At 72.4% G+C, this 22,137-nt stretch carries 15 protein-coding genes; 10 read left to right on the plus strand and 5 right to left on the minus strand.

Going from position 1 to position 22,137, the window contains the following annotated elements; all coding sequences use genetic code 11:
* Positions 1-86 precede the first annotated feature (86 nt).
* The 6 genes from ACZ6RT_RS16170 to ACZ6RT_RS16195 all read left to right on the plus strand — a co-directional run bounded on the left by ACZ6RT_RS16170 (position 87) and on the right by ACZ6RT_RS16195 (position 7,579).
* Entirely contained in the window at positions 87-1,124 is a 1,038-nt protein-coding gene (locus ACZ6RT_RS16170; RefSeq protein ID WP_470154198.1) for a LacI family DNA-binding transcriptional regulator, read from the plus strand.
* Positions 1,125-1,362: 238 nt separating this feature from the next.
* On the plus strand, positions 1,363-2,670 hold the full coding sequence (locus ACZ6RT_RS16175) for an ABC transporter substrate-binding protein (RefSeq protein ID WP_399185930.1): 1,308 nt from the start codon (positions 1,363-1,365) through the stop codon (positions 2,668-2,670).
* Between the two features lie 74 nt (positions 2,671-2,744).
* The gene (locus ACZ6RT_RS16180) at positions 2,745-3,599 is read left to right on the plus strand and encodes a carbohydrate ABC transporter permease (RefSeq protein ID WP_399185931.1); all 855 of its coding nucleotides are present in this window, start codon (positions 2,745-2,747) and stop codon (positions 3,597-3,599) included.
* On the plus strand, positions 3,596-4,423 hold the full coding sequence (locus ACZ6RT_RS16185; RefSeq protein ID WP_470154200.1) for a carbohydrate ABC transporter permease: 828 nt from the start codon (positions 3,596-3,598) through the stop codon (positions 4,421-4,423). Before ACZ6RT_RS16180 ends, ACZ6RT_RS16185 begins: the two co-directional genes overlap by 4 nt.
* Before the next feature lie 22 nt (positions 4,424-4,445).
* A complete protein-coding gene (locus ACZ6RT_RS16190; protein ID WP_470154201.1) occupies positions 4,446-7,136 on the plus strand; it encodes a glycoside hydrolase family 78 protein in 2,691 nt (896 codons plus the stop codon).
* 65 nt (positions 7,137-7,201) lie between these two features.
* Positions 7,202-7,579 (plus strand): YchJ family protein, encoded by a 378-nt coding sequence (locus ACZ6RT_RS16195; protein WP_399185934.1) that lies wholly within the window; start codon positions 7,202-7,204, stop codon positions 7,577-7,579.
* A 103-nt stretch (positions 7,580-7,682) separates the two neighbouring features.
* On the opposite strand, the gene ACZ6RT_RS16200 is transcribed toward ACZ6RT_RS16195, so the two are convergent.
* Positions 7,683-10,739: a discoidin domain-containing protein gene (locus ACZ6RT_RS16200; protein ID WP_470154203.1), complete on the minus strand. Its 3,057-nt coding sequence runs from the start codon at positions 10,737-10,739 to the stop codon at positions 7,683-7,685.
* Between the two features lie 372 nt (positions 10,740-11,111).
* On the opposite strand from ACZ6RT_RS16200, the gene ACZ6RT_RS16205 reads away from it, so the two are divergent.
* Both ACZ6RT_RS16205 and ACZ6RT_RS16210 read left to right on the plus strand, forming a co-directional pair.
* Positions 11,112-12,461, plus strand: a complete 1,350-nt coding sequence (locus tag ACZ6RT_RS16205) for a DUF1996 domain-containing protein (RefSeq protein WP_470154205.1) — start codon at positions 11,112-11,114, stop codon at positions 12,459-12,461.
* Positions 12,462-12,684: 223 nt separating this feature from the next.
* Positions 12,685-15,345, plus strand: coding sequence for a glycoside hydrolase family 3 C-terminal domain-containing protein (locus tag ACZ6RT_RS16210; RefSeq protein WP_470154262.1), 2,661 nt, complete (start codon positions 12,685-12,687; stop codon positions 15,343-15,345).
* 36 nt (positions 15,346-15,381) lie between these two features.
* On the opposite strand, the gene ACZ6RT_RS16215 is transcribed toward ACZ6RT_RS16210, so the two are convergent.
* The 3 genes from ACZ6RT_RS16215 to ACZ6RT_RS16225 form a co-directional block, all read right to left on the minus strand.
* Positions 15,382-15,777: an STAS domain-containing protein gene (locus ACZ6RT_RS16215; RefSeq protein ID WP_399185938.1), complete on the minus strand. Its 396-nt coding sequence runs from the start codon at positions 15,775-15,777 to the stop codon at positions 15,382-15,384.
* 331 nt (positions 15,778-16,108) lie between these two features.
* Positions 16,109-16,477 carry an STAS domain-containing protein gene (locus ACZ6RT_RS16220; RefSeq protein WP_399185939.1) on the minus strand — a complete coding sequence of 123 codons (369 nt, stop codon included), beginning with the start codon at positions 16,475-16,477 and terminating at the stop codon, positions 16,109-16,111.
* A gap of 57 nt (positions 16,478-16,534) precedes the next feature.
* Positions 16,535-18,034: an LCP family protein gene (locus ACZ6RT_RS16225; protein ID WP_470154207.1), complete on the minus strand. Its 1,500-nt coding sequence runs from the start codon at positions 18,032-18,034 to the stop codon at positions 16,535-16,537.
* Between the two features lie 66 nt (positions 18,035-18,100).
* Between ACZ6RT_RS16225 and ACZ6RT_RS16230 the strand changes: the two genes are divergently transcribed.
* The gene (locus tag ACZ6RT_RS16230) at positions 18,101-19,132 is read left to right on the plus strand and encodes a glycosyltransferase family 2 protein (protein ID WP_470154263.1); all 1,032 of its coding nucleotides are present in this window, start codon (positions 18,101-18,103) and stop codon (positions 19,130-19,132) included.
* Positions 19,133-19,209: 77 nt separating this feature from the next.
* Here ACZ6RT_RS16230 and ACZ6RT_RS16235 read toward each other — a convergent pair whose 3' ends face one another.
* On the minus strand, positions 19,210-19,968 hold the full coding sequence (locus tag ACZ6RT_RS16235; RefSeq protein WP_399185941.1) for a 2-C-methyl-D-erythritol 4-phosphate cytidylyltransferase: 759 nt from the start codon (positions 19,966-19,968) through the stop codon (positions 19,210-19,212).
* A 154-nt stretch (positions 19,969-20,122) separates the two neighbouring features.
* On the opposite strand from ACZ6RT_RS16235, the gene ACZ6RT_RS16240 reads away from it, so the two are divergent.
* The gene (locus tag ACZ6RT_RS16240; RefSeq protein ID WP_470154209.1) at positions 20,123-22,108 is read left to right on the plus strand and encodes a CDP-alcohol phosphatidyltransferase family protein; all 1,986 of its coding nucleotides are present in this window, start codon (positions 20,123-20,125) and stop codon (positions 22,106-22,108) included.
* Positions 22,109-22,137: the final 29 nt, after the last annotated feature.

Raw genomic sequence — 22,137 nt, forward strand, 5'->3', positions numbered from 1 at the left:
GTGCTTCTGCGGCGCGAAGTGGGGAACGTTGCCCACGAGGGTCCCGCCTGTACCATTCGGATGTGACGTCGTCCGGAGGGGGAGACATGGATTCGGGCGCCCGGCGGCGGCGGGTGACGATCGTCGACGTGGCCAGCCGCGCCGAGGTCTCCACCACGGCGGTGTCGAAGGTCCTTCGCAACGCCTACGGGGTCAGCCCCGCGATGCGCGAGCGCGTCAGGGCGGCGATCGACGAGCTCGACTACCGGCCCCAGGCCGCGGCGCGCGCCATGCGGGGCCGGACGTTCACCATCGGCGTCCTGCTGCCCCACATCAGGAACCCCTTCTTCGCCGACATCCTCGACGGGCTCCAGGAGCAGGCCGGCAAGGCCGACTACCAGGCGATCATGATCCAGGGCGGGGAGAACCCGCAGGCCGAGGAACGGGCGATCAACGCGCTGGTCGACAGGCAGGTGGACGGGATCCTCATGGTCGTCCCCCTCACCTCCCGGCCGCGCCTGGAGGAGATCGCCAAGGACGTGCCGACCGTCGTGCTGGGCCGCCACGAGCGGTCCCCGGTCTTCGACTCGGTCTTCGACGACGACGAGCTCGGCGCCGAGCTCGCGGTGGAGCACCTGATCGCTCTGGGGCACCGCAGGATCGCGCACATAGGGCAGAAGGACAAGAGCCGCGCCCGGCCGGTGGACCTGCTGCACACGATCAGGGCGGAGACCTACCGGCGCGTCATGCGCGACCACGGGCTCGACGCCGAGATCGACGTCGTCGCCACCTCGTACACCGAGGAGGGCGGCTACGTGGGCGCCCGCGAGCTGCTGGGCCGTCCCCGGCGGCCCACGGCCGTCTTCGCCGGCGCCGACCTGGCCGCCCTGGGCGCGATGGCGGCGGCGCACGAGGCCGGGCTGTCGGTGCCCGGGGACATCTCCATCGCCGGCTACGACAACACCAGGATGGCGGCCCTTCCCAACATCTCCCTGACCACCGTCGAGCAGGACGGCGTGGTCATGGGGCGTACCTCCGGGCGTCTCCTGCTGGAGCGGATCGAGGGGCGGACGTCGTCGGTGCGCTTCTCGGTGACGCCGTCGCTGGTGGTCCGTGACTCCACCGGTGCTCCGGCCCGGCCCTGAGCCGGCCGGCCCGGAGAGGACGATCCAGATGGGGCGGGCCCGTGAGCTGGGAAAACAATGGGTAACGTTATCCGTGATGACGCGATATCGTGTCCACGTGCAGGATGATCTCCCAGCGTTTCGGCGGGTAACGGTTGAGAATCGTTGCCCGTCGGCGACCTTGACGGGCTGTCGTGTGACGCCTACGTTAACTCGCAATCGGGCCTTAAAACGATTTCATAGGACCTTGGAGAGCGTCATGAACACCTCTCACCGCGCGCTGGGAGCGGCCCTCGCCGTCCTCACCATGGCGGCCCTGACCTCCTGCGGCTCTGACCCCCGACCGGCGGCCGAGGGCGGGGGCCCCGTGACCCTGACGTTCCTGGTGGACAACAGCCAGGCCACCATGGACACGGCCAAGGCGCTCGCGGCCGCGTTCACACGGGCCAACCCCACCGTCAAGGTCGAGACGGAGACCCGCCCCGGCGGGACCGAGGGCGACAACATCGTCAAGACCCGCCTGTCCACCGGCGACATGGCCGACGTGTTCTGGTACAACTCCGGCTCGCTGCTCCAGGCGCTCAACCCGGCCCAGACCATGGTCGACCTCACCGGAGACCCGGTGCTCGCCAAGGTACAGAAGGACTACCTGCCCGTCGTCACCCAGGGCGGCAAGGTGTACGGCGTCCCGGCCGGCACCGCCATGGGCGGCGGCATCCTCTACAACCGCAAGGTCTACGAGAAGCTCTCCCTGAAGGTGCCCACCACCTGGGCCGACTTCATGGCCAACAACGAGAAGATCAAGGCCGACGGCCTCACCCCGGTGATCGCCACGTTCAAGGACACCTGGACCTCCCAGCTCCTCGTGCTGGGGGACTACTACAACGTCCAGGCCGCGGTGCCGACGTTCGCGCAGGACTTCACCGCCAACAAGGCCAAGTTCGCGACCACGCCGGCCGCGGTGGCGGGATTCCAGCACCTGGCCGACCTGCACGCCAAGGACATGCTCAACAAGGGCTTCGGCTCGGCCACCAACGAGCAGGGCATGAAGATGCTGGTCGAGGGCAAGGGCGCGCACTACCCCATGCTCAGCGCCCAGCTCCCGCCGCTGGTGGCCACCACCCCGGCGGCGGCCACCGACATCGGCTTCTTCGCCGTCCCGGGCGACGACCCGGCCGTCAACGGCGCCACCATCTGGGAACCGCCGGGCATCTACCTCGCCAAGACCGGCGAGCACCAGGCCGAGGCGAAGAAGTTCCTGGCCTTCATCGCCTCCCCGGAGGGCGCCGACGCCGCCAACAAGGCCGTCCAGCCGGCCGGTCCCTACCGGATCGAGGGCGCCGAGCTCCCCGACGACGCCATCCAGGTGGCCAAGGACCTCCAGGTCTACATCGACAGGAAGGCCACCGCGCCCGCCCTGGAGTTCGTCTCCCCGGTCAAGGGCCCGGCCCTGGAGCAGATCACCTCCGCGGTCGGCTCGGGCCTGACGCCCCCGGCCGAGGGTGCCGCCCAGTACGACAAGGATGTGGAGAAGCAGGCCAAGCAGTTGGGCCTGGCGGGGTGGTGACCACCCCCCAGCGCACCACCGGACCCCGCGCGGGCGCGGGGTCCGGTACCCGCCGCCGGCCGGCCCGCCGCGCCGTGAGGAGCCCGTACCCCTACGCCCTCTACATCCCGGCGGCCGTGGTCTACGTCGTGATCTTCCTGATCCCGACCGTGATGGCCTTCTACTTCTCGCTGACCCGCTGGACGCTCTTCGACAGCACGTTCGTCGGGTTCGAGAACTTCGTCGACTTCTTCTCCGAGCAGAACCTGCGCATCGGATTCCAGAACACCATCGTCTACGCGGTGCTGACCAGCGGGCTCAAGGTCGTGCTGGGCATGGCGCTGGGGGTCCTGCTGACCTCGAAGCTGAGGCTGAGCGGATTCCTGCGCTCGGTGGTGTTCTTCCCGGTGCTGGTCAGCACCGTCGCGGTCGGCATCACGTTCAGCGCGCTGCTGCGCCCCGACACCGGGCTGGTCAACAAGGCACTGGCCCTGGTGGGCGTCTCCGGCCCCGACTGGCTGGGCGACGCGAGCACCGCCCTGCTGTCGGTGGTGATCGTCGACGTCTGGAAGGGCGTCGGCCTGGCGGTCGTCATCTACATCGCGGGCATCCTGTCCATCCCGCAGGACTACTACCAGGCGGTCGCCGCCGACGGCGGGACGGCCTGGCACAGGTTCCGCCACGTCACGCTCCCGCTGAGCTGGCCCGCGACGTACTCGGTCATCATCCTGTCGTTCATCGGGGGCCTGCGTTCGTTCGACCTGATCTGGACGATGACGCGCGGCGGGCCCGGGTTCACCAGCGACGTCATCGCGTCGATCATCTACAAGCAGTACCAGGCCGGGTTCTTCGGCCTGTCCACGGCGGGCAACGTCATCCTCTTCGTGGTGGTCACGGCCATCGTCGTGCCGCTCTCGTACGTCCTCGGCAAGCGGGAGGTCTACTCATGAGGACGCTGCGCAGGTCCGCGGGCGAGATCGCCGTCCTGCTCGTCGCGACCGTCGTCTTCCTCGTCCCGTTCTCCTTCATGGTGCTGACCGCGGTCAAGGACGAGGCCGAGTCGGCCGACCTGAGCTTCGCGCTCCCGACGAACTGGCCCGTCGTCGAGAACCTGATCGCGGTGATCTCCGCCCGGGACTACGTGCTGCTGAGGGCCTACCTGAACAGCACGATCATCACCGTCGCGTCGGTGGCGCTGGTCGTCGTCTTCGCCGCCATGGCCGCCTTCGTCCTGCAGCGCCGGGGCGGCGTCGTCGGCACGATCGCGAACGTCCTCGTGCTCTCCGGGCTGATCATCCCCCCGGCGATCGTGCCGACGATCTGGCTGCTGCAGGCCATCGGCCTGTTCAAGACCCTGCCGGGCATCATCCTGGTCGAGGTCGCCTTCCAGGTGTCGTACGCGATGCTGCTGTTCCGGGCGTTCATCGCCGCGATCCCGCGCGAGCTCGACGAGGCCGCGCAGCTCGACGGGTGCAGCGGGCTCCGGCTCTTCTTCAAGGTGATCTTCCCGCTGCTGCGGCCGGTGACGATCACGGTCGTCCTCACCAGCTCGGTGACGATCTTCAACGACTTCGTCAACCCGCTGTACTTCCTGCCGGGCGACGACAACGTGACCGTCCAGGTCACCCTCTACAACTTCCAGAGCCAGTACAGCACCCAGTGGAACCTCCTGTTCATGGACATCGTGCTGATCACGATCCCGCCGCTGCTGGCATTCGTCTTCTTCAACCGCAAGATCGTCGCCGGCATGACCGCCGGGGCCATCAAGGGTTGACCCCGAAGGAGCATCACGCCCCGTGACCACCGAACCCGCCCTCCGCGTCGAACCGCCCGTCTTCGAGCACCACCGGGAACCGCTCGGCATCGGCCAGGAGGCTCCCCGGCTGTCCTGGAGGACCGTCACGGACCTGCCGGACTGGCTGCAGCGCGCGTACGAGATCGAGATCCGCGACGCCGACGCCGACGCCGACGCCGACGCCGACGCCGATGCCGACGCCGATGCCGACGCCGATGCCGACGCCGACGCCGATGGCGACGCCGACGCCGATGCCGATGGCGACGGCGCGCCCGTGTACGCCACCGGGATCGTCGAGGACGACGCCTGCGTGCTGGTGCCCTGGCCCGGCGAGCCCCTCGCGTCGCGCCGGAGCCGGCGGGTGCGGGTCCGCGTCCACGGCCGCGACGGGTCGGCGAGCGACTGGAGCCCGTGGGCCCGGGTCGAGGCCGGGCTGCTGGAGCCGGGGGACTGGCACGCCCGCGCGGCCGCACCGCCGGTGGAAGTGCTCGGGGAGCCCGACGGGCCCGCCGTCCACCTGCGCCGGGAGTTCACCGTGCGCTCGCCCGTCGTGCGGGCACGGCTGTACGTCACCGCCCACGGGCTCCACGAGGTCGAGATCAACGGTTCCGTCGTCGGCGACGACGTCCTGGCCCCCGGGTGGACCAGCTACTCCCACCGGCTGCGCTACCGCACGCACGACGTGACCGCCCTGCTGCGGGAGGGCGACAACGCCATCGGCGCCACCCTGGCGGACGGCTGGTTCCGGGGACGGGTGGGGTTCGAGGGCGGGCGCACCGGCGTCTACGGCGACCGGACCGCGCTGGTGGCCCAGCTGGAGGTCGTCCACGAGGACGGCACCGTCTCGCGGGTGGTCACCGGCGAGGGGTGGCGGTGCGCGCGGGGCGCCGTCACGGCCGCCTCGCTCTACGACGGCGAGCGTTTCGACGCCCGCCTGGTCCCGGACGGCTGGTCGCGGCCGGGGTTCGACGACGCCGGATGGGTCCCCGCGGACGTCGTGGCGTTCGACCCCGCCCGGCTGGTCGCGCCGACGGGCGCCGCCGTGCGCCGCGTCGAGACGCTCGCCCCGGTGGCGGTGCTGACCGGCCCTTCCGGCGAGACCATCCTGGACTTCGGCCAGAACATCTCCGGCCGCCTGCGCATCCGCGTGCAGGGCCCCGCCGGTCACACCGTCACGCTGCGGCACGCCGAGGTGCTGGAGAACGGGGCCCTGTCCCTGCGCCCCCTGCGCCACGCCGCCGCGCGCGACGAGTACACGCTGCGCGGGGACGGGGACGCCGAGGAGTGGGAGCCCACGTTCACCGTGCACGGTTTCCGGTACGCACAGGTGGACGGCTGGCCCGGCGCCTTCGACCCCGAGGCGGTACGGGCGGTGGTCTGCCACACCGACATGCGCCGCACCGGGCACTTCACCTGCTCCGACGCCGAGCTGACCAGGCTGCACGAGAACACCGTGTGGAGCATGCGGGGCAACTTCGTCGACATCCCCACCGACTGCCCGCAGCGCGACGAGCGCCTCGGCTGGACGGGCGACATCCAGGTGTTCGCGCCCACGGCGTCCTTCCTGTACGACTGCGCGGGCCCGCTGACGTCCTGGCTGGAGGACCTGGCGGCCGAGCAGGAGGAGTACGGCACGGTCCCGCACTACGTGCCCTGGATCCCCCTGGTGTTCGAGGTCGGCCCGGCCGCGGCCTGGGGCGACGCCGCGGTGATCGTGCCCTGGACGCTGTACCGGCGCTTCGGCGACCTGGGCCTGCTGGCCGCCCGCTACCCGAGCATGACCGCCTGGGTCGACCAGGTCGCTGGCCTGGCCGGGGACCGCCACCTGTGGGACACGGGCTTCCAGTTCGGCGACTGGCTCGACCCGGCGGCGCCCCCGGACCGGCCCGAGAAGGCCAGGACCGACAGCGCCCTGGTGGCCACGGCCTACCACGCCTGGACCGCGCACCTGGTGGCCGAGACCGCGGCGCTGCTCGGGCACGAGGAGGACGCGGCCCGCTACGCCGCGCTCGCCTCGGCGGTCCGCGAGGCGTTCCGCGGCGAGTACGTCACCCCGGCGGGCCGCCTGAGCAGCGACAGCCAGACGGCGTACGCCCTCGCGCTGAGCATGGACCTGCTGGACAAATCCGAGCAGCGGGAGCGGGCGGGCCGCAGGCTGGCCGAGCTGGTCGCCTTCGACGACCACCGGATCGCGACGGGCTTCGTGGGAACGCCCCTGGTCTGCGACGCCCTGGCCGACGCCGGGCAGCTGGAGACGGCCTACCGGCTGCTGCTGCAGCGCGAGTGCCCGTCCTGGCTGTACCCGGTGACGATGGGGGCCACCACCATCTGGGAGCGGTGGGACAGCATGCTGCCCGACGGGACGGTCAACCCGGGCGAGATGACCTCGTTCAACCACTACGCCCTGGGCGCGGTGGCCGACTTCATGCACCGGGTGGTCGCCGGTCTGGCACCGGCCGGGCCCGGCTACCGGCGGATGCGGATCGCGCCGCGCCCCGGCGGGGGCCTGACCTCGGCCTCGGCCGGCCTCGACACCCCCTACGGGCACGCCGCGGTCTCCTGGCGGCTGGCCGGCGGCACCCTCACGGTGACGGCCGTCGTCCCGCCCAACACGGTCGCCGAGGTGGACCTGCCCGGATCGGCCCCCGCCGAGGTCGGCTCGGGGACGCACACGTTCACCGTCGCGCTCTGACGAGGGGGGCACGCGGGCATACTGGGGACGTGTCCCGACGTGATCCGCGGCCCCGAGGCCGTTCCGTGCCCGCCGCCCCGTGCCCGTGCGGGCTGCCCGCCTCGTACGCGGACTGCTGCGGGCGGCTGCACGGCGGGGAGACGTCCGCGGCCACGGCCGAGGCGCTGATGCGGTCGAGGTTCAGCGCCTTCGGCGTCGGCGACGCCGCGTACCTGCTGAGCACCTGGCATCCGTCGACGCGCCCGCCGGGCGTCGAGCTCGACGACCGGATCCGGTGGACGCGGCTGGAGGTGCTGGAGACGACCGGCGGCAGCGCCGTCCACACCGAGGGCACCGTCCGCTTCCGCGCCCACTACGTCGAGCGCGGCCGGGCGGGACACCTGGACGAGCACAGCCGTTTCGCCCGGCACGCGGGCCGATGGGTGTACGTCGGCGCGATCTAGGAGGTTCGTTCCACCGCGCCCCGTCCCGCGGTCTCGTGCCGTCCGCACGCGCGGACCCGGTCGGGACGTGCCTCCCGGACCGGGTCCGCGCGTGCGGACGCGCCTACCGGTAGACGCCGAACTCCCAGAGCGAGTAGCCGTACGCCGTGCCGCGCCTGGCCATGTTCACCCGCACGTACCGGGCCGACGCGGTGACGTCGATCCCGTCGAACCCGCCGTCACCGGAGGTGGTCGAGTAGACGTCGGTCCAGGTGGAGCCGTCGCCCGAGGTCTGGATCCGGTACTCCCTGCCGTACGCGCCCTCCCAGCCGAGCTGGACGTGCCGGATCGGGGTGGTCGCGCCGAGGTCCACCTGGATCCACTGCGGGTCGGCCCACTCGCTGGCCCAGCGGGAGGTGAAGCTGCCGTCGGTGGCCCGGCCCGGGGTGAACGGGCCGCCGTCGCCGGTCGCCTGGTGGCTGGAGGCGGTGGTCGGCTTTCCGAGCGCCACGTTGGTCCCGGCGACCGTCGGCGGGACCACGCGGAGCGAGCGCTGCTCGATGCCGGCGTTGCCGTGCCCGTCGAAGGCGTACACGTACACCTTCCAGACGCCCATCTGCTCCGGCGCGGTCGCGGTGAACCTTCCGGGGCCGGTCTGGGTGAACCTGACGTGCTTGAAGCCGCGGTCGCCGGTGACGTGCTTGTCGCTGTACATCAGGTTGTAGCGGATCGGGTCGCCGTTGGGGTCGGACGCGGCGACCTCGACGGTGAAGGGCTTCCCGGCCTGGACGGCGGTCTGCGAGCCGACCGTCATCGAGGTGATCTCCGGCGGGGTGTTCGCCGAGGGCCGCCCGGTGTAGGCCTCCTTGAGCGCGTGGTAGCCGTGCCGCCGCCAGCCGCCGGTGGTGGTGTTCAGCCACACGCCGCCGAAGTCGTTCTCCAGGCCGTAGTGGAACATGGTCGCGCCGAGCGCGACGCCCGTGTGGCCCTTGATCGCGTTCCAGCTCGCGGTGTACTGTGCCCGCTTCTCCAGGTCGGTCGGCTCGTCCGGGACGCCGTTGACGTCGTTCTCCACCTCCCACTCCCCGTCGGGGCCGGCCTCGGTGACGATGTAGGGCTTGGTGTACCCGCCGCTGACCCAGTCCTGGCGCACGGTGCCGATCGCGCCGTAGGAGTTGACCGCGAGCAGGTCCAGGGCGGGGGAGTGGGCCCGGTAGTAGGTCCAGGCGTGGGTGTAGGCGTCGGTGGAGGTGACCGGGTGGTTCGGGTCGGCGGCGTGGATCGCCTCCGTCACCTCGTTGACGAACTTCGCGTACGCCACCCGGCGCTGCTCGACCACGTCGGCGGGCAGGCCGTGGTCCTGCATGGTCAGGACGACCTCGTTGCCGACGTCCCACATGAGCACGCCCTGACGGTTCTTCAGGGCGTTGACCCGGGCGACGATCTCGTTCTTCACGCTGGTCTTGTACGCGGTGTCGTTGACGTAGTCGGCGCCCTGGTTGAGCCAGTGCCCGACGATGACCTTGATCCCGTGCCGGGCGGCAGTGTCGAGCAGGGCCGGGGTGTGGGCGTCGTCGACGCCCCAGGTGCGGATCGTGTTGACGCCCATGGCCGCCAGGTCGCGCATGTAGCCGTCGGCCGCGGCCTGCGGCGGGCCGTAGGTGATCCCCTTGATCTGGTACGGGGAGCCGTTGACCTGGAGCTGCCAGTCGCCCTGCGTGCCGGTCACCCGGACAGTGCTCGGCCCGGCCGGGACCGGCGGGTCGGTCATGGCCGCGGGGACGGTGCCGCTCTGGCGGGAGACCGTGACCCGGTCGACGCTCAGCACGCCCCCGGAGGTGGTGGCGGGGGTCGGTGTGGTGACGCCCGCGAGCGCGTTGGGCAGCGAGCCGCCGATGGCCAGGTCGAGGCGGAGGTAGAAGCCGTGGTGCACGGCGGCCTTCCAGGCGGCGACGCCGACCTGGCTCTCGCGCACGACCCAGGTCTGCCGGCCGTCGAGGTAGAAGCGGATCTCCTCGTCGGTCCTGGTGCGGTCGATGACCTGGGTGTACTCGTGGTAGCCGCTCTGGCAGCCCTCGCAGGTGGCGAAGCCGCTGGTGCGGCCGTCGTACTCGTTGCACACCCCGCCGGGGGCGGTGCCGCAGTGCAGGGTGTTGGCCAGCTGGTCGCGGCCGTTGACGCCGGTCATGATGTCGGTCTCGCCGACCGAGGGCCAGTTGTTGTAGTTGCCCCGGTAGGCCGCGCCGGTCGCGCGGAAGCCGGGCCAGTAGCCCAGCGCGCCGGCCACGCTCGGCTGCTTGAGCCGGGCGCTGAACCTGAGCATCTCGCCGGGCCGCGGTTCGAAGTCGGTGCGCTGGGTCTCGATCCGGCCGGAGGTCCAGTTGCCGGCGCCGTCCCTGATCGCCTTGATGTTCAGGTTTCCGGTGCCGTCGAGGGAGACGTTGGCGGTCGAGGCGCTCATCGTCTCGACCTCGCCGGTGCCCCAGTTGGCGGGGCCGCCGGGGTAGGAGGTGCCGGTGCGCAGGATCCAGTTCGCCGCCGAGGGGGAGCCGCCGGCCGCGCCGTCGAAGTCGTCCTTCCACACCTCGGTCCAGGTGCCGGGCTCCTCGGGCTCCTCGGGATCGCCGGTGCTGCCGTAGACCTTGAACTCCCACAGGGAGTAGCCGTAGCCGGTGGCGCGGGTGGTGCCGTGCATGCGGACGTAGCGGCCGGTGCCGGTGAGGGTGTGGGTCTGGGTGCCGCCGGTGGAGTTGGTGGTGGAGTACAGGTCGGTCCAGGTGGTGCCGTTGGTGGAGGCCTGGATCTTGTAGGCCTTGGCGTAGGCGCCTTCCCAGGTCAGGACGACCTGGGAGAGGGTGGCGGTGGCGCCCAGGTCCACCTGGATCCACTGCGGGTCGCTGAACGCGCTGGACCAGCGTGTGCCCGTCAGGTCTCCGTCGACCGCCGCGGACGCGCCCCAGGCGGCGCCCTCGGTCGACGAGGCCGTCGCGGGCCTGCCCTGGGAGAGCAGGACGTCGGCGGCCGCGCGCCCGGAGGCCGTCCCGGCCGCCGACGTCCCGGCGGCCGACGCGGACGCCCCGGCCGGCGGCGCGACGAGGGCCAGGCCGGAAACGACCAGTCCCACCAGGGCGGCGACGACCGGGCCTGCTCGGAATCGGCCCGAACCACGAGCTGGATACACGATCTCTCCTCGAGAAAGGGGGGTGCCCGCCGCGAGCGACGGGGAGGGAGAGCGCTCTCCGACATCGAGAGTGCTCCCGGGAATCGGGCATGTCAAGGCTCTCCCGGGTGCCGTCCTGAAACGCGCTGCTCACACCGTGGAAACATGTTGGTAGGACATAAGCGTCAGACGTCACTTTTCGCACGGCCGATGTCGCTTCTCCGGCCATGGGGACGCGGCCGCGCGGGTGCGCGGACATGGCGGAGGGATGAACGGTGGATTTCGGATCGGATGGACCGGCGTCTTGACAATCCGCAACGGAGACCATCAATCTCGAAGGAGAGCGCTCTCCAACCGCCGTTCCCGCGGCCACCCCCCTCCGAAGGAGAGTCGATGCAACCATCCCGACGTACGGTCAGGTTCCGCCTGGGACTGGTCGCAGCCACGATCACCGCGCTGGTCGCGGCCGGTCTGACGATCATCACGCCCGCCCTCGCGGCGGACACCCCGCTCTCCCAGAACAGGCCCGCGACCGCGTCCTCCAGCCAGGGTGCCGGCTACGGCGCCGGGGCCGCCTTCGACGGCGACAACGGGACCCGGTGGTCCAGTGCCTCCGCCGACCCGCAGTGGATCCAGGTGGACCTGGGCGCCACCGCCACCCTCTCCCAGGTCGTCCTGACCTGGGAAGGCGCCTACGCCAAGGCCTACAAGATCCAGGCCTCCACCAACGGCACCACCTGGACCGACCTGTACTCCACCACCAACTCCACCGGCGGCACCCAGACCCACACCCTCACCGGCACCGGCCGCTACGTCCGCATGCACGGCACCACCCGCGCCACCGGCTACGGCTACTCCCTGTGGGAGTTCAAGGTGTACGGCACCGGTGGTGCCACGACCACCCCGCGGCCGAAGCCGACGTTCACCGACGAGGTGACGCACCACGAGTTCCAGGCCAACTGCTCCTGGACGGCGAACCGGCCCGACGACCCGATCGTCTACCCCGGCCTGCCGGGCGCCTCGCACATGCACACCTTCGTCGGCAACAGGACCACCAACGCGAACAGCACGGCCTCCTCGCTCCTGGGCGGCGGCACCTCGTGCACCAACCCGCACGACAGGTCGGCCTACTGGTTCCCGAGCTTCTACAAGGGCGACCAGCTCGTCCAGCCGGTCGGCGACCAGGTCATCTACTACAAGTCCGGCATCCTCAACTACTGGCAGGTGCAGCCCTTCCCGCAGGGCCTGCGCTTCGTCGTCGGCAGCCCGACCGCGACGCTGGCGGAGTTCCGGGACTCTCCCGGCGCCGTCGAGGGCTTCGAGTGCGGCGACCTCTCCCGCAGCTGGGACATCCCGACCTCCTGCGTGCCGGGCAGCCAGGTGAACGTCCGCTACCAGGCGCCGAGCTGCTGGGACGGCGTCAACCTGGACAGCCCCGACCACAAGCGCCACATGTCCTACCCCGAGAACGGCTACTGCCCGCCCTCCCACCCGGTGGCGGTGCCGATGCTGGAGTTCAAGATCGCCTTCCCGGCGAGCGGTGACCTGTCGCAGGCGCGGCTGGCCAGCGGCCGCGGCTACACCTGGCACTACGACTTCTTCAACGCCTGGGACGACCCGGCCATCCTGGACGCGCTGGTGACCCACTGCATCAACGGCGGTCTCCAGTGCAACCCGCGTGGCTACGACCTGTACAAGCCGCACCGCGGCGCCGCCCTCACGGAGAACTTCGAACTGCCCTGACCCGCCGGCCCTGACCCTCCGGCCCGGACACCCGCCCGGCCTCCCGCGCCGGGGACCGCGCCATCGGTCCCGGGCGGGAGGCCCCGCCGGGACGCTCCGGCCCTCGCCCGGCCTCCCCCGGCCCCTCCCCGGTTCCCGGTGGGGGACCGGGAAGGGGCGGGGACCCGATCTTTCCGCGTATCCATCCCCGCCCCGTCCGGTACGGACCCGGGCGGGATCCGTGATGTTTCGGAGAGCGCTCTCCGGCAGTGAAGGGGACCATGTGAGCATCGACGGGCTCGACCGGCTGGTGGAGAAGCTGGACCTGGAACGGAAGGTGCGGCTGCTCACCGGGGCGAGCGTGTGGTCCACCCACGCCGAACCGGACATCGGGCTGCGGGCCATGGTCCTCTCGGACGGCCCCGTCGGGGTGCGCGGGGACGGCTGGGACGAGCGGAACACCTCGCTGACCCTGCCGTCGGCGACCGCGCTGGCCGCGACCTGGGACGAGGAGCTGGTCGCCCTGCTCGGCGGGCTGCTCGCGCGCGAGGCGCGGCGCAAGGGCGTGCACGTGCTGCTCGCCCCCACGCTCAACCTGCACCGCTCCCCGCTCGGCGGGCGCCACTTCGAGTGCTACTCCGAGGACCCCCTGCTGACCGGGCGGATCGGCGCCGCCTACATCCGGGGCGTCCAGGCGGGCGGGGTGGCCGCCACCGCCAAGCACTACGTCGCCAACGACTCCGAGACCGAACGGCTCACCCTCGACGCCCGCGTCGGCGAGCAGACCCTGCGCGAGCTGTACCTCGCGCCGTTCGAGGCGGCGGTCCAGGCGGGCGTCTGGGTCGTCATGTCCGCCTACAACGGGGTGAACGGGACCACCATGTCGGAGAGCCCCCTGCTCGCAGACCCGCTCAAGGGGACGTGGGGGTTCGACGGGGCGGTGGTGTCGGACTGGGGAGGCGTACGCTCCACCGTCGCCACCGCCCGAGCCGCACAGGACCTCGCGATGCCGGGACCGCGAGGCGCGTGGGGGGAGGCCCTGGTGGCCGCGGTGCGTGCGGGCGAGGTGCCCGAGGCCGCGATCGACGACAAGGTCCGGCGCCTGCTCCTGCTGGCCGCCCGGGTCGGCGCGCTGGATCCCGGCCTCCCGGGCCCCGACGGCCCGTCCCCCTCCGCGATCCCGGCCGCCTTCCCGGACCCGTCCGCCCCCGCGTTCCCGGCCGTTCTCCCGGACGCCGCCACCTTCCCGGACCCGTCCGTCTTCGCGGAACAGGACGCCCTCCCCGGCGCGTCGGGATCGCAGGACCGGGACCACGGGCACGCCCGGACCCTGCTGCGCCGGGCCGTGGCGGCGAGCGCCGTCCTGTTGCGCAACGAGGGCCCGCTGCTCCCCCTGGACCCCCGGCGCCTGCGCAGGGTCGCCGTGCTCGGGCCGAACGCCGCCGCGGCCCGGATCCAGGGCGGCGGGAGCGGGGGCGTGTACCCGCCGTCCGTGGTCTCCCCGCTGGAGGGCGTCCGCGAGGCGCTCTCCGGTACGGCGGAGGTGGTCCACGCGCCCGGCCCGTCCCTCGGCGACCGTCCCACCCCGCTGGGCACGGGCAACGCCCGTGACCCCCGTACCGGTGAACCCGGCGTCCTGGTCCGGCTGCTGGACGCGGCGGGCGCGGAGCTGCACGCCGAGCACCGGCTGACCGGCCGCATCCTGGAACCCGCGCGGATCGACGCCGCCGTCACCGTCGAGATCCGCGCCCTGCTGACCCCCGAGGCGGACGGCGTCTGGGACCTGGCCGTCGCCGGGTGGGGCCACGTCCTGCTGGAGGCGGACGGCCGGGTCCTGGTCGACGAGGAGGTGGAGCGGGACACCGACGACCCCGCCACCGTGCACCTGTCCCCGCCGTACCGGCGCGCCCGGCTCGCCCTGACCGCGGGCCGGCCGGTGGAGCTCGTCTCCCGCAGGCGCCTCGATCCCGGCAGCGGGATCGCCTCGTCCCTGGCCGCGGACCCGCCCCGGCGGGCCGACGAGGTGGAGCTGGCCGCCGCGGTGGAGCTCGCCCGAGACTGCGACGCCGTCGTCGTCGTGGTCGGCACCACCGAGGAGATCGAGAGCGAGGGCGCCGACCGCGCGCACCTGCGCCTGCCGGGGCGCCAGGACGAGCTCGTCCGCGCGGTCGCCGCGGCCAACCCGGCCACCGTCGTGATCGTCAACTCCGGCGGCCCGGTGGACCTGCCCTGGCGCGAGGAGGTGCCGGCCGTGCTGCTGAGCTGGTTCCCCGGGCAGGAGGCCGGGCACGGCCTCGCCGACGTCCTGTTCGGCCGCGCCGAACCGGGTGGCCGGCTGCCCACCACCTGGGCGGACCGGGCGCTGGTCTCCACGCTCCCCCGCGACGGGACGCTTCCCTACACCGAGGGCCTGGACATCGGCCATCGGGCCTGGCTGCGGCGGTCCACGCCCCCCGCGTACTGGTTCGGGCACGGGCTCGGCTACACGTCCTGGTCCTACGAGGGGCTCTCGGTGCCCTGGAACGCGCTGCCGGGCGCCCCGGTGCCGGTGAGGGTCCGGCTGCGCAACACCGGCCACCGCGCCGGACGGGAGGTCGTGCAGGTCTACCTCTCCCGGCCGGACACGGACGTGGTCCGCCCGGTCCGCTGGCTGGCCGGGTACGCCCTGGCCGACGCCGGGCCGGGCGAGGTCGTCGAGGTCGTCGTGGACGTGTCGGCACGGGCCTTCCGGCACTGGTCGGCCGAGCATCACGGCTGGCGGGTCGAGGAGGGCGCCTTCACGGTCCTCGCCGGGCGTTCGGCCGCCGATCTGCCGCTCGGCGGAGCGACGTGGCTCGCGGGGACGGACCGGCCGGTGGGCTCGCGGACGCCCGAGGCGGCCGCGGTGACGCGGGAGCCCGCCTGACGGCCGTCGTGCGCGGGCACCGCCCGTGAGGGCGGCCTACCGGTCGGCGAACGGGAGACCGGCCCGCAGGGGAGGGGCGTCCTGGGCGCCGCCCGGCGGAGGGCCTGCGGACGCGGAACGGGAGACCACGGTGAAGGACGCGTCCAGGTTGGTGAGTTTGAGCAGTTTGAGGACCGCGGGCGGGGCCCCGGCCAGCAGGAGGGGCGTGCCGCGTTCCCCGGCGTGCCGTCTGATCGCGATCAGCGCGCTCAGGCCGCAGGCGTCGATGAAGGTGACCCCGGACAGGTCGACGACGACCGTTCCCGGGGAGGTGTCGATGATGTCCTGCGCGAAGGCGAACAGGTACGGCCGCGTGGCGAGGTCGAGCTCACCGGCCACCGTGATGACCACGAAGTCACTCGCGTGTTCGCTCGTGAGTTGAAGTGCGTTCATCGCCCACTTCCCTGCAGGCTCACGTGAATGTACGTATCCGGCCAGGGGGTGTCGTGCGGACGCCTGGCCTCAGCTCACCGTTCCGGGCCTCGTCGTGCGGGCGTGGCGGGGAACGGACGATCTGAAGCCACGATACTCCCTAACGGTGCGAATCATCGCTTTCCGTGATCGTATAGCTTCGAAGCGAAGTGTAGATGCCAACCCGCACATGTGCCAGCTATTCCAGGAAAGAGCGTGCCGATCATGCCGGTCGACCGCCCTCGCCTGCCCTTTCGTCCCCGTACGGCACCTGTCGGGCACCGGCGGGACGGCGGGCGTGGCAGGGCGGGGGTCAGCCGGTGGAGTGGCTCGGGGCCATGGCGTCCAGGGCCTCGCGCAGGTCGCCGCGCACCTCGAAGTGCCGGTCGAGATTGGTGATCGTCAGCAGATGGGTGATCATGCCGGGGCTCACCACCAGCATGAGGCGGCCGCCCGCCTCCTTGGTCCGGGTGAGCGTGCCCACCAGGACGCCCAGCCCGACGGAATCGCAGAACGGCACGCCGGTCATGTCGAGCACCAGGTTCGGGGCGCCCGACGCCTCCAGGGCGCGGTCGATCTCCGCGCGCAACCGGGGAGCGACGGACATGTCGAGCTCGCCCGTTGCCCGTACGACCGCGCAGGGACCGCTGCGCCATGTCTGAACATCGAATGTCGAGATCACGATCATCACCTCCGTGCCTTTTTTCCTGCCCGGATGAAAGCTTGTTAAGCGCTTCACTCACTTTTTGCAGATATTGTCCGTTGCTGTTCTGGCGGACGGTGTCGCCGAGGGGGAGGGCGTCGCGGTCGCGGTCGCGACCGGCTCCTTGACCGTGATCTTCTTCGCGACCGGGTGCCTGCGACCGGCCACCACCTCGATGGCGTCGCCGAGACTCGCCAGCGGCCGCAGCTCCGCTCCGGACAGCGCCGCGGCGACGGTACGGGCCGAGTCCTCGCGGCCGGGGCCGTACCGCACGACGGTCCTGTCGAAGTCCTTCTGCGGGGTGTTGCCCGCGATCTCGGGGACCAGGAACCCGGCCTTCTGCAGCTCGGCCCTGGTCCGGGCGCCCAGGCCGGTGATCGTGGTGCCGTTGAGCACCCTGAGGGTGATCCGCGACGGCGGCACGGTGAGCGCGGGCGCGGAGGGGGAGGCCGAGGGGGTGGGCTTCGGGGTCTTGACCCGCGGGGTGGGCGCGACGAGCGTCTCGTCGGCGTTGATCCGGCGGAACAGCTCCCTGGCGCCCGCCTGGTCCCAGAGCACGGCCGACTCGCCGGTCGGCGTCTTGTAGTCGACGTCGGCGAGCGGGACCGTGGCGAAGGCCACGTCGTCGGTGGAGACGTTCTTGAGCTGGTCGGCCAGGCCGAGCAGGTCCTTGCGGAGCGCGTCGTCCACCCGGATCGTCTTCAGCGAGGTGTCGACGAAGTCGGCCAGCCTGAGCGGGTTGGTGAGCGTGTCACCGCTGAGGGCCTGGTTCAGCAGGGCGGACATCACCTGCTGCTGGCGGTCGATGCGGTCCAGGTCGGAGCGGGCGGTGGCCCTGGTCCGGGCGTAGGCGAGGGCCTCGACGCCACCGAGGGGGTAGGTCCCCGGCTTGAGGTAGAGCGCGGTCTTCGGGTCGTTGATCGGGACCGGGGTGCACACCGAGATGCCGCCGAGCGCGTCGACCACGTCGATGAAGCCGAGCACGTTGACCTCGATGTAGTGGTGCAGGGGCAGGCCCGTGGCGGCCTGCACCGCGCGCGTCGCGAGCCTGGGGCCGCCGAGCTGGTAGGCGGCGTTGATCTTGTGCTGGCCCTTGCCGGGGATCGTCGTCCAGGTGTCGCGCGGGAGGCTGACCACGGTGACCTTGCGGTGGTCCTCGGACAGGTGGACGACCATCATGGTGTCGGTCCGCTCACCGCTCTCGCGGCCCAGCTTGAGCCGGTTCTGCTGTTTGCGGGTGAGGTCGTCGCGCCTGTCGACGCCGACCACCAGGATGTTCATCGCGCCGGTGCTCGCGTGCGTCCCCGACACCCCCGCGTCGACCGGTCTGATCTTCGCCGTCGCGTAGTTCGTCAGCCCCCAGGTCACCCCGGAGCTGCCCAGCACCAGGCAGGAGAGCGCGCCGGCGATCACCAGGCCGCGGCTGCGGGCGCGTGCCCCCCTCGCCGACCTGCGGTCACGCCGTGGACTCACCCTGACGCTGCCGTAGGCGTCGCCGCCCACGTGCACACCCGAATCCTCCTCCGGGTCGCGCATGCATGGCCCCCTAGCCTCCAGCCGGGTCGATCAGGTACCCGTTCGTACAGTAGCGTGAGCGACGCCATGAAGCAGTTCCCCGACTCGCCCGCGCCGGCGTCGTCTTCCGAGACACGCGTCTGGCCCCCGATCTCCATCGTCATCCCGGTGCTGAACGAGGAGCGCCATCTGCGGGAGGCGGTGCGCCAGGTCCTGTCGCAGCGGTACGCCGGGCCGATCGAGGTGGTCCTCGCCATCGGCCCCTCGCGCGACCGCACCCAGGAGGTGGCCGACGAGATCGCCGCCGACGACCCCCGTGTGGTGGTGGTACCCAATCCGACCGGGCGCACCCCCAACGCGCTCAACGCCGCCATCGCCGCCTCCAGCAACGAGATCGTCGCCAGGGTCGACGGCCACGCGATGCTGCCCGACGACTACCTCCAGATCGCCGTGGAGACGCTCGAGGAGACCGGCGCCGACAACGTGGGCGGCGTCATGGCGGCCGAGGGCGTCACGCCGTTCGAGCAGGCCGTGGCCCGTGCGATGACCTCCAAGATCGGCGTCGGCGGTGCCCGCTTCCACACCGGGGGCACGGCCGGCCCGGCCGACACGGTCTACCTCGGGGTGTTCCGCCGCTCCGCGCTGGAGCGGGTCGGCGGCTACGACGAGCACTTCCAGCGGGCCCAGGACTGGGAGATGAACCACCGCATCCGCGAGTCGGGCGGCCTGGTCTGGTTCCAGCCGCGGATGCGCGTCTCCTACCGGCCCAGGCCCGACCTGGGCGCCCTGGCCAGGCAGTACTTCCACTACGGGCGCTGGCGCCGGGTGGTCGCCCGCACCCACGAGGGCACGATCAACCTGCGCTACCTGGCGCCGCCGCTGGCCGTGCTGGCCATCCTGGCGGGGCTGCTGGTCTCGCCGTTCTTCCGGCCCGGCCTGCTGATCCCCGGCGGGTACGTCGCGGCGATCCTGGCGGGGTCGGCGGTGACCGGCAGCGGCCTGCCCGCTCCCGCGCTCGCCCGGCTGCCGCTGGTCTACATGACCATGCACATGTCGTGGGGCTGGGGCTTCCTGACGAGCCCGCGAAGGCTCGGCAAGCCGGAGCGCGCGGGCGGCTGACCCCCTGCCCGGAAGGCCCCTGTCCGGAAGGTCCTGTCCGGAAGGCCCCGATCCGCGCGTCCCCTGTCCGGACGGCCTCAGTCCGGACGGCCTCGGTCACCGGCCGCCGCGGCCCGCAGCAGGGTCTCGGCGATCAGCAGGTCGACCGGGTGGGTCACCTTCATGTTCCGCTCGCTGCCCGGCACGACGTGGATCGGCACCTCGGGCAGGTAGCGCAGCAGCACGCCGCAGTCGTCGGTGGGCGGCCGGTCCCCGAACCCGGGGTCGGCGAACGCGCGCTCGTACGCCTCGCGGATCACCGACAGGCGGAAGCACTGCGGGGTCTGCACGCGGCGCAGGGTGGAGCGGTCGGGGACGTCGAGGACGAACTCCCCGTCCGGCCCGGAGGAGGTCACCACGATCGTGTCGGAGCTGGGGATCGCGACCTCGACGGCCCGGTGGGTCCGCAGCGCCTCGACGCAGTCGGCGATGATCCGGGGCTCGGCCAGCGGGCGTACGGCGTCGTGCAGCAGGACGTCGCACTCGCGCGCCCCCAGGGCCCGCAGCGCCCGCCAGGTGGTCTCCGGACGGGTCTCGCCGCCCTCCAGCACCGCGGTGACCTTGGTGAGGCCGCCGCGCTCCACGATCCGCTCCACCTCGGCGGTGAAGCCGGGCGCCATCAGCACCATGATCTCGTCGATCTCCGGCACCCCCTGGAACAGGGCGATCGTGTGCTCCAGGATCGTCCTGCCGGCTATCTCCAGCAGCTGCTTGGGGGTGCCGCGGCCGACGCGCCGGCCGACACCCCCCGCCAGGACCACCGCGACGGTTCGGGGACGGGGTGCGCGTTCGGCCACGTTCGCCTTCCTTCGACAGTTCGGATATGGCGAGCGTAACGGGTGCGTACCCGATCGTCCGGCGCGCTCCCGTGCTATCCCGTCAAGATCTAGCTACGCTGAGTGCGCACTCCCCGATTCGTACGGTGACGCCGTCGGATACGAAGGAGCCCGTATGCCCGACCCTCGCGCCACCGCCTCGCCCGGCACGCCCCGGACGGTCGCGGTCGTGCTCGCCACCACCGAGGCGTCCCACCTGCGCTGCCCGGACGGGACGCTGCTCGAACGGCTGACCGCGCAGCTGTCGACCCTGCCGGTGCGGGACGTGCACGTGGTGGCCCGCTCCAGCGACATCATCCACGCGCCCGGCGGCACCTACATGATCGGGACCGAGGGCTCCCGGGGGCTCGCCGACGACCTGCGCAGGGTCGCCAAGGCGGCCGGCTCGTCCCCCGGCCCGGTGCTGGTGGTCGCCGGTGACCTCCTCGCGCACACCGAGGCTCTGGCCCTGCTGGTCGGGCACCCCTCGCAGGGCACCGCGGCGCTGGTGGGCGACGAGGGGGACGGGCCGGGCCCGTCGCGCCCGCCGGTCAGGACCGAGGGCGGGGCGGTGACCGCCGCCGGCACCTCCTTCCACCGGGTCGGCGCGGCCAACGGCACCTTCCGCGGGGCGCTGCAGATCGGCGTCGCCGACCTGACGCTCCTCGCCGAGGTCGCCGAGGCGCTCGCCGAGCTGGCCGAGACCGGCCGCCTCGGCCCGATGGACGGCGCCGAGGCGCCGGGCCTGCTCCTGACCGGCCTGGTCCGCTCGGGCGTCCGGGTGCGTGCGGCCAGGCTCGGCCGCCTGCACGGCGACCGGATGGACGGGCAGGCGGACACCGACGCGGCCGTACGGCGGCTGGAGAAGGTCGACGAGGCCGAGGCCCGGCTGGACGACGCGGTCAAGGGCAACGACGGCTTCTTCGCCACCTACGCGGTGAGCTCCTGGTCGCGGCATCTGGTGAGGCTCGCGGACGAGCTCCGGCTGACGCCCAACGCCGTCACCGGCATGTCCGTCGGCCTCGCCGCGCTCGCCGCGGTCTGGTTCTCCACCGGCACCCGGCCGGGCATGATCGCCGGAGGGGTGCTGCTCTACCTGTCGTTCGTGCTCGACTGCGTGGACGGCCAGCTGGCCCGCTACACCCGCGCCTTCTCGCCGCTCGGGGCGTGGCTGGACGCCACCTTCGACCGCGTCAAGGAGTACGTCGTCTACGTGGGCCTCGCCTTCGGGTACGCGGCCGGGCTGGAGAGCACCGGAGGCGGCCCGGACGGCATCTGGGCGCTGGCGGTGGCCGCGCTGATCCTGCAGATGCTCCGCCACATGATCGATTTCTCGTACGGCGGGGCGCGTGCCGACGCCGCCCGGGCCAGGGCCGCCCGATCCGCGCCGGAGGGCTCCGGAGTCCCGCGTTCCCGCAGGAGGGACCCGGGCACCGGCCTGGAGGACGCGCTGTGGGACACCTCGGAGCCCGGGACGACGGTCTCGCGGGCCGCCCTGGCCGACCCGGCCGATCCCGCCGACCCCGCCCGCCCGGAGGGCCTGTCCGGGTGGCCGGTGCCGGTGCCGCTGCTGGAGCCGAAGTGGCGGGCCGCGTTCGCCTCGCCCGAGGCGGAGCAGGTACCGGCGACGGCCGAGCACGGGGACGGCCCGGCACCCGTCCTGGACGACCGGGCGGGCACCGGGAGCCTCCTGGACGAGTGGACGGGCACCGGAGGATCCGCCGGCGGGCGGGCGGGCGTCATGGACGCCGGTGCGGACGCCGCCGGGGCGGTGCCCGGGAGCACCGCAGGCTTCACCGGGAACGACGCGGGGGACCGGCGCGGGACCACGGGGACCGCCGGGACCGCCGGGACCGCCGGCGGCTCCGGGATCCCCACGCGCGCGATCGAGCCGGACAGGGACAACGCGGTCGTGCGGCTCTCCGAGACCATGGAGAAGGTCTCCCTCGCCCGCTGGCTCAAGAAGATCGTCGTCCTGCCCATCGGGGAACGGATGGCGCTGATCGCGCTGACCGCGGCGTTCTTCAACGCCCGGGTGACCTTCCTCGCCCTGCTGGCCTGGGGCGGGGTCGCGATGGTCTACATCCTCGCGGGCCGGATCGGCAGGTCGCTGAACCGATGACCGGTATCGGACACGACGCCGGGCGCCGT

This window comes from Streptosporangium sp. NPDC050148, from assembly GCF_055586505.1.

Bases quoted from the DNA above. Each gene is read 5' to 3' on its own strand.
- ACZ6RT_RS16210 (WP_470154262.1), top strand. From the start codon at position 12,685: ATGTTTCGGAGAGCGCTCTCCGGCAGTGAAGGGGACCATGTGAGCATC.
- ACZ6RT_RS16205 (WP_470154205.1), top strand. From the start codon at position 11,112: ATGCAACCATCCCGACGTACGGTCAGGTTCCGCCTGGGACTGGTCGCA.
- ACZ6RT_RS16170 (WP_470154198.1), top strand. From the start codon at position 87: ATGGATTCGGGCGCCCGGCGGCGGCGGGTGACGATCGTCGACGTGGCC.
- ACZ6RT_RS16215 (WP_399185938.1), bottom strand. From the start codon at position 15,777: ATGAACGCACTTCAACTCACGAGCGAACACGCGAGTGACTTCGTGGTC.
- ACZ6RT_RS16175 (WP_399185930.1), top strand. From the start codon at position 1,363: ATGAACACCTCTCACCGCGCGCTGGGAGCGGCCCTCGCCGTCCTCACC.
- ACZ6RT_RS16230 (WP_470154263.1), top strand. From the start codon at position 18,101: ATGAAGCAGTTCCCCGACTCGCCCGCGCCGGCGTCGTCTTCCGAGACA.
- ACZ6RT_RS16240 (WP_470154209.1), top strand. From the start codon at position 20,123: ATGCCCGACCCTCGCGCCACCGCCTCGCCCGGCACGCCCCGGACGGTC.
- ACZ6RT_RS16225 (WP_470154207.1), bottom strand. From the start codon at position 18,034: ATGCGCGACCCGGAGGAGGATTCGGGTGTGCACGTGGGCGGCGACGCC.
- ACZ6RT_RS16185 (WP_470154200.1), top strand. From the start codon at position 3,596: ATGAGGACGCTGCGCAGGTCCGCGGGCGAGATCGCCGTCCTGCTCGTC.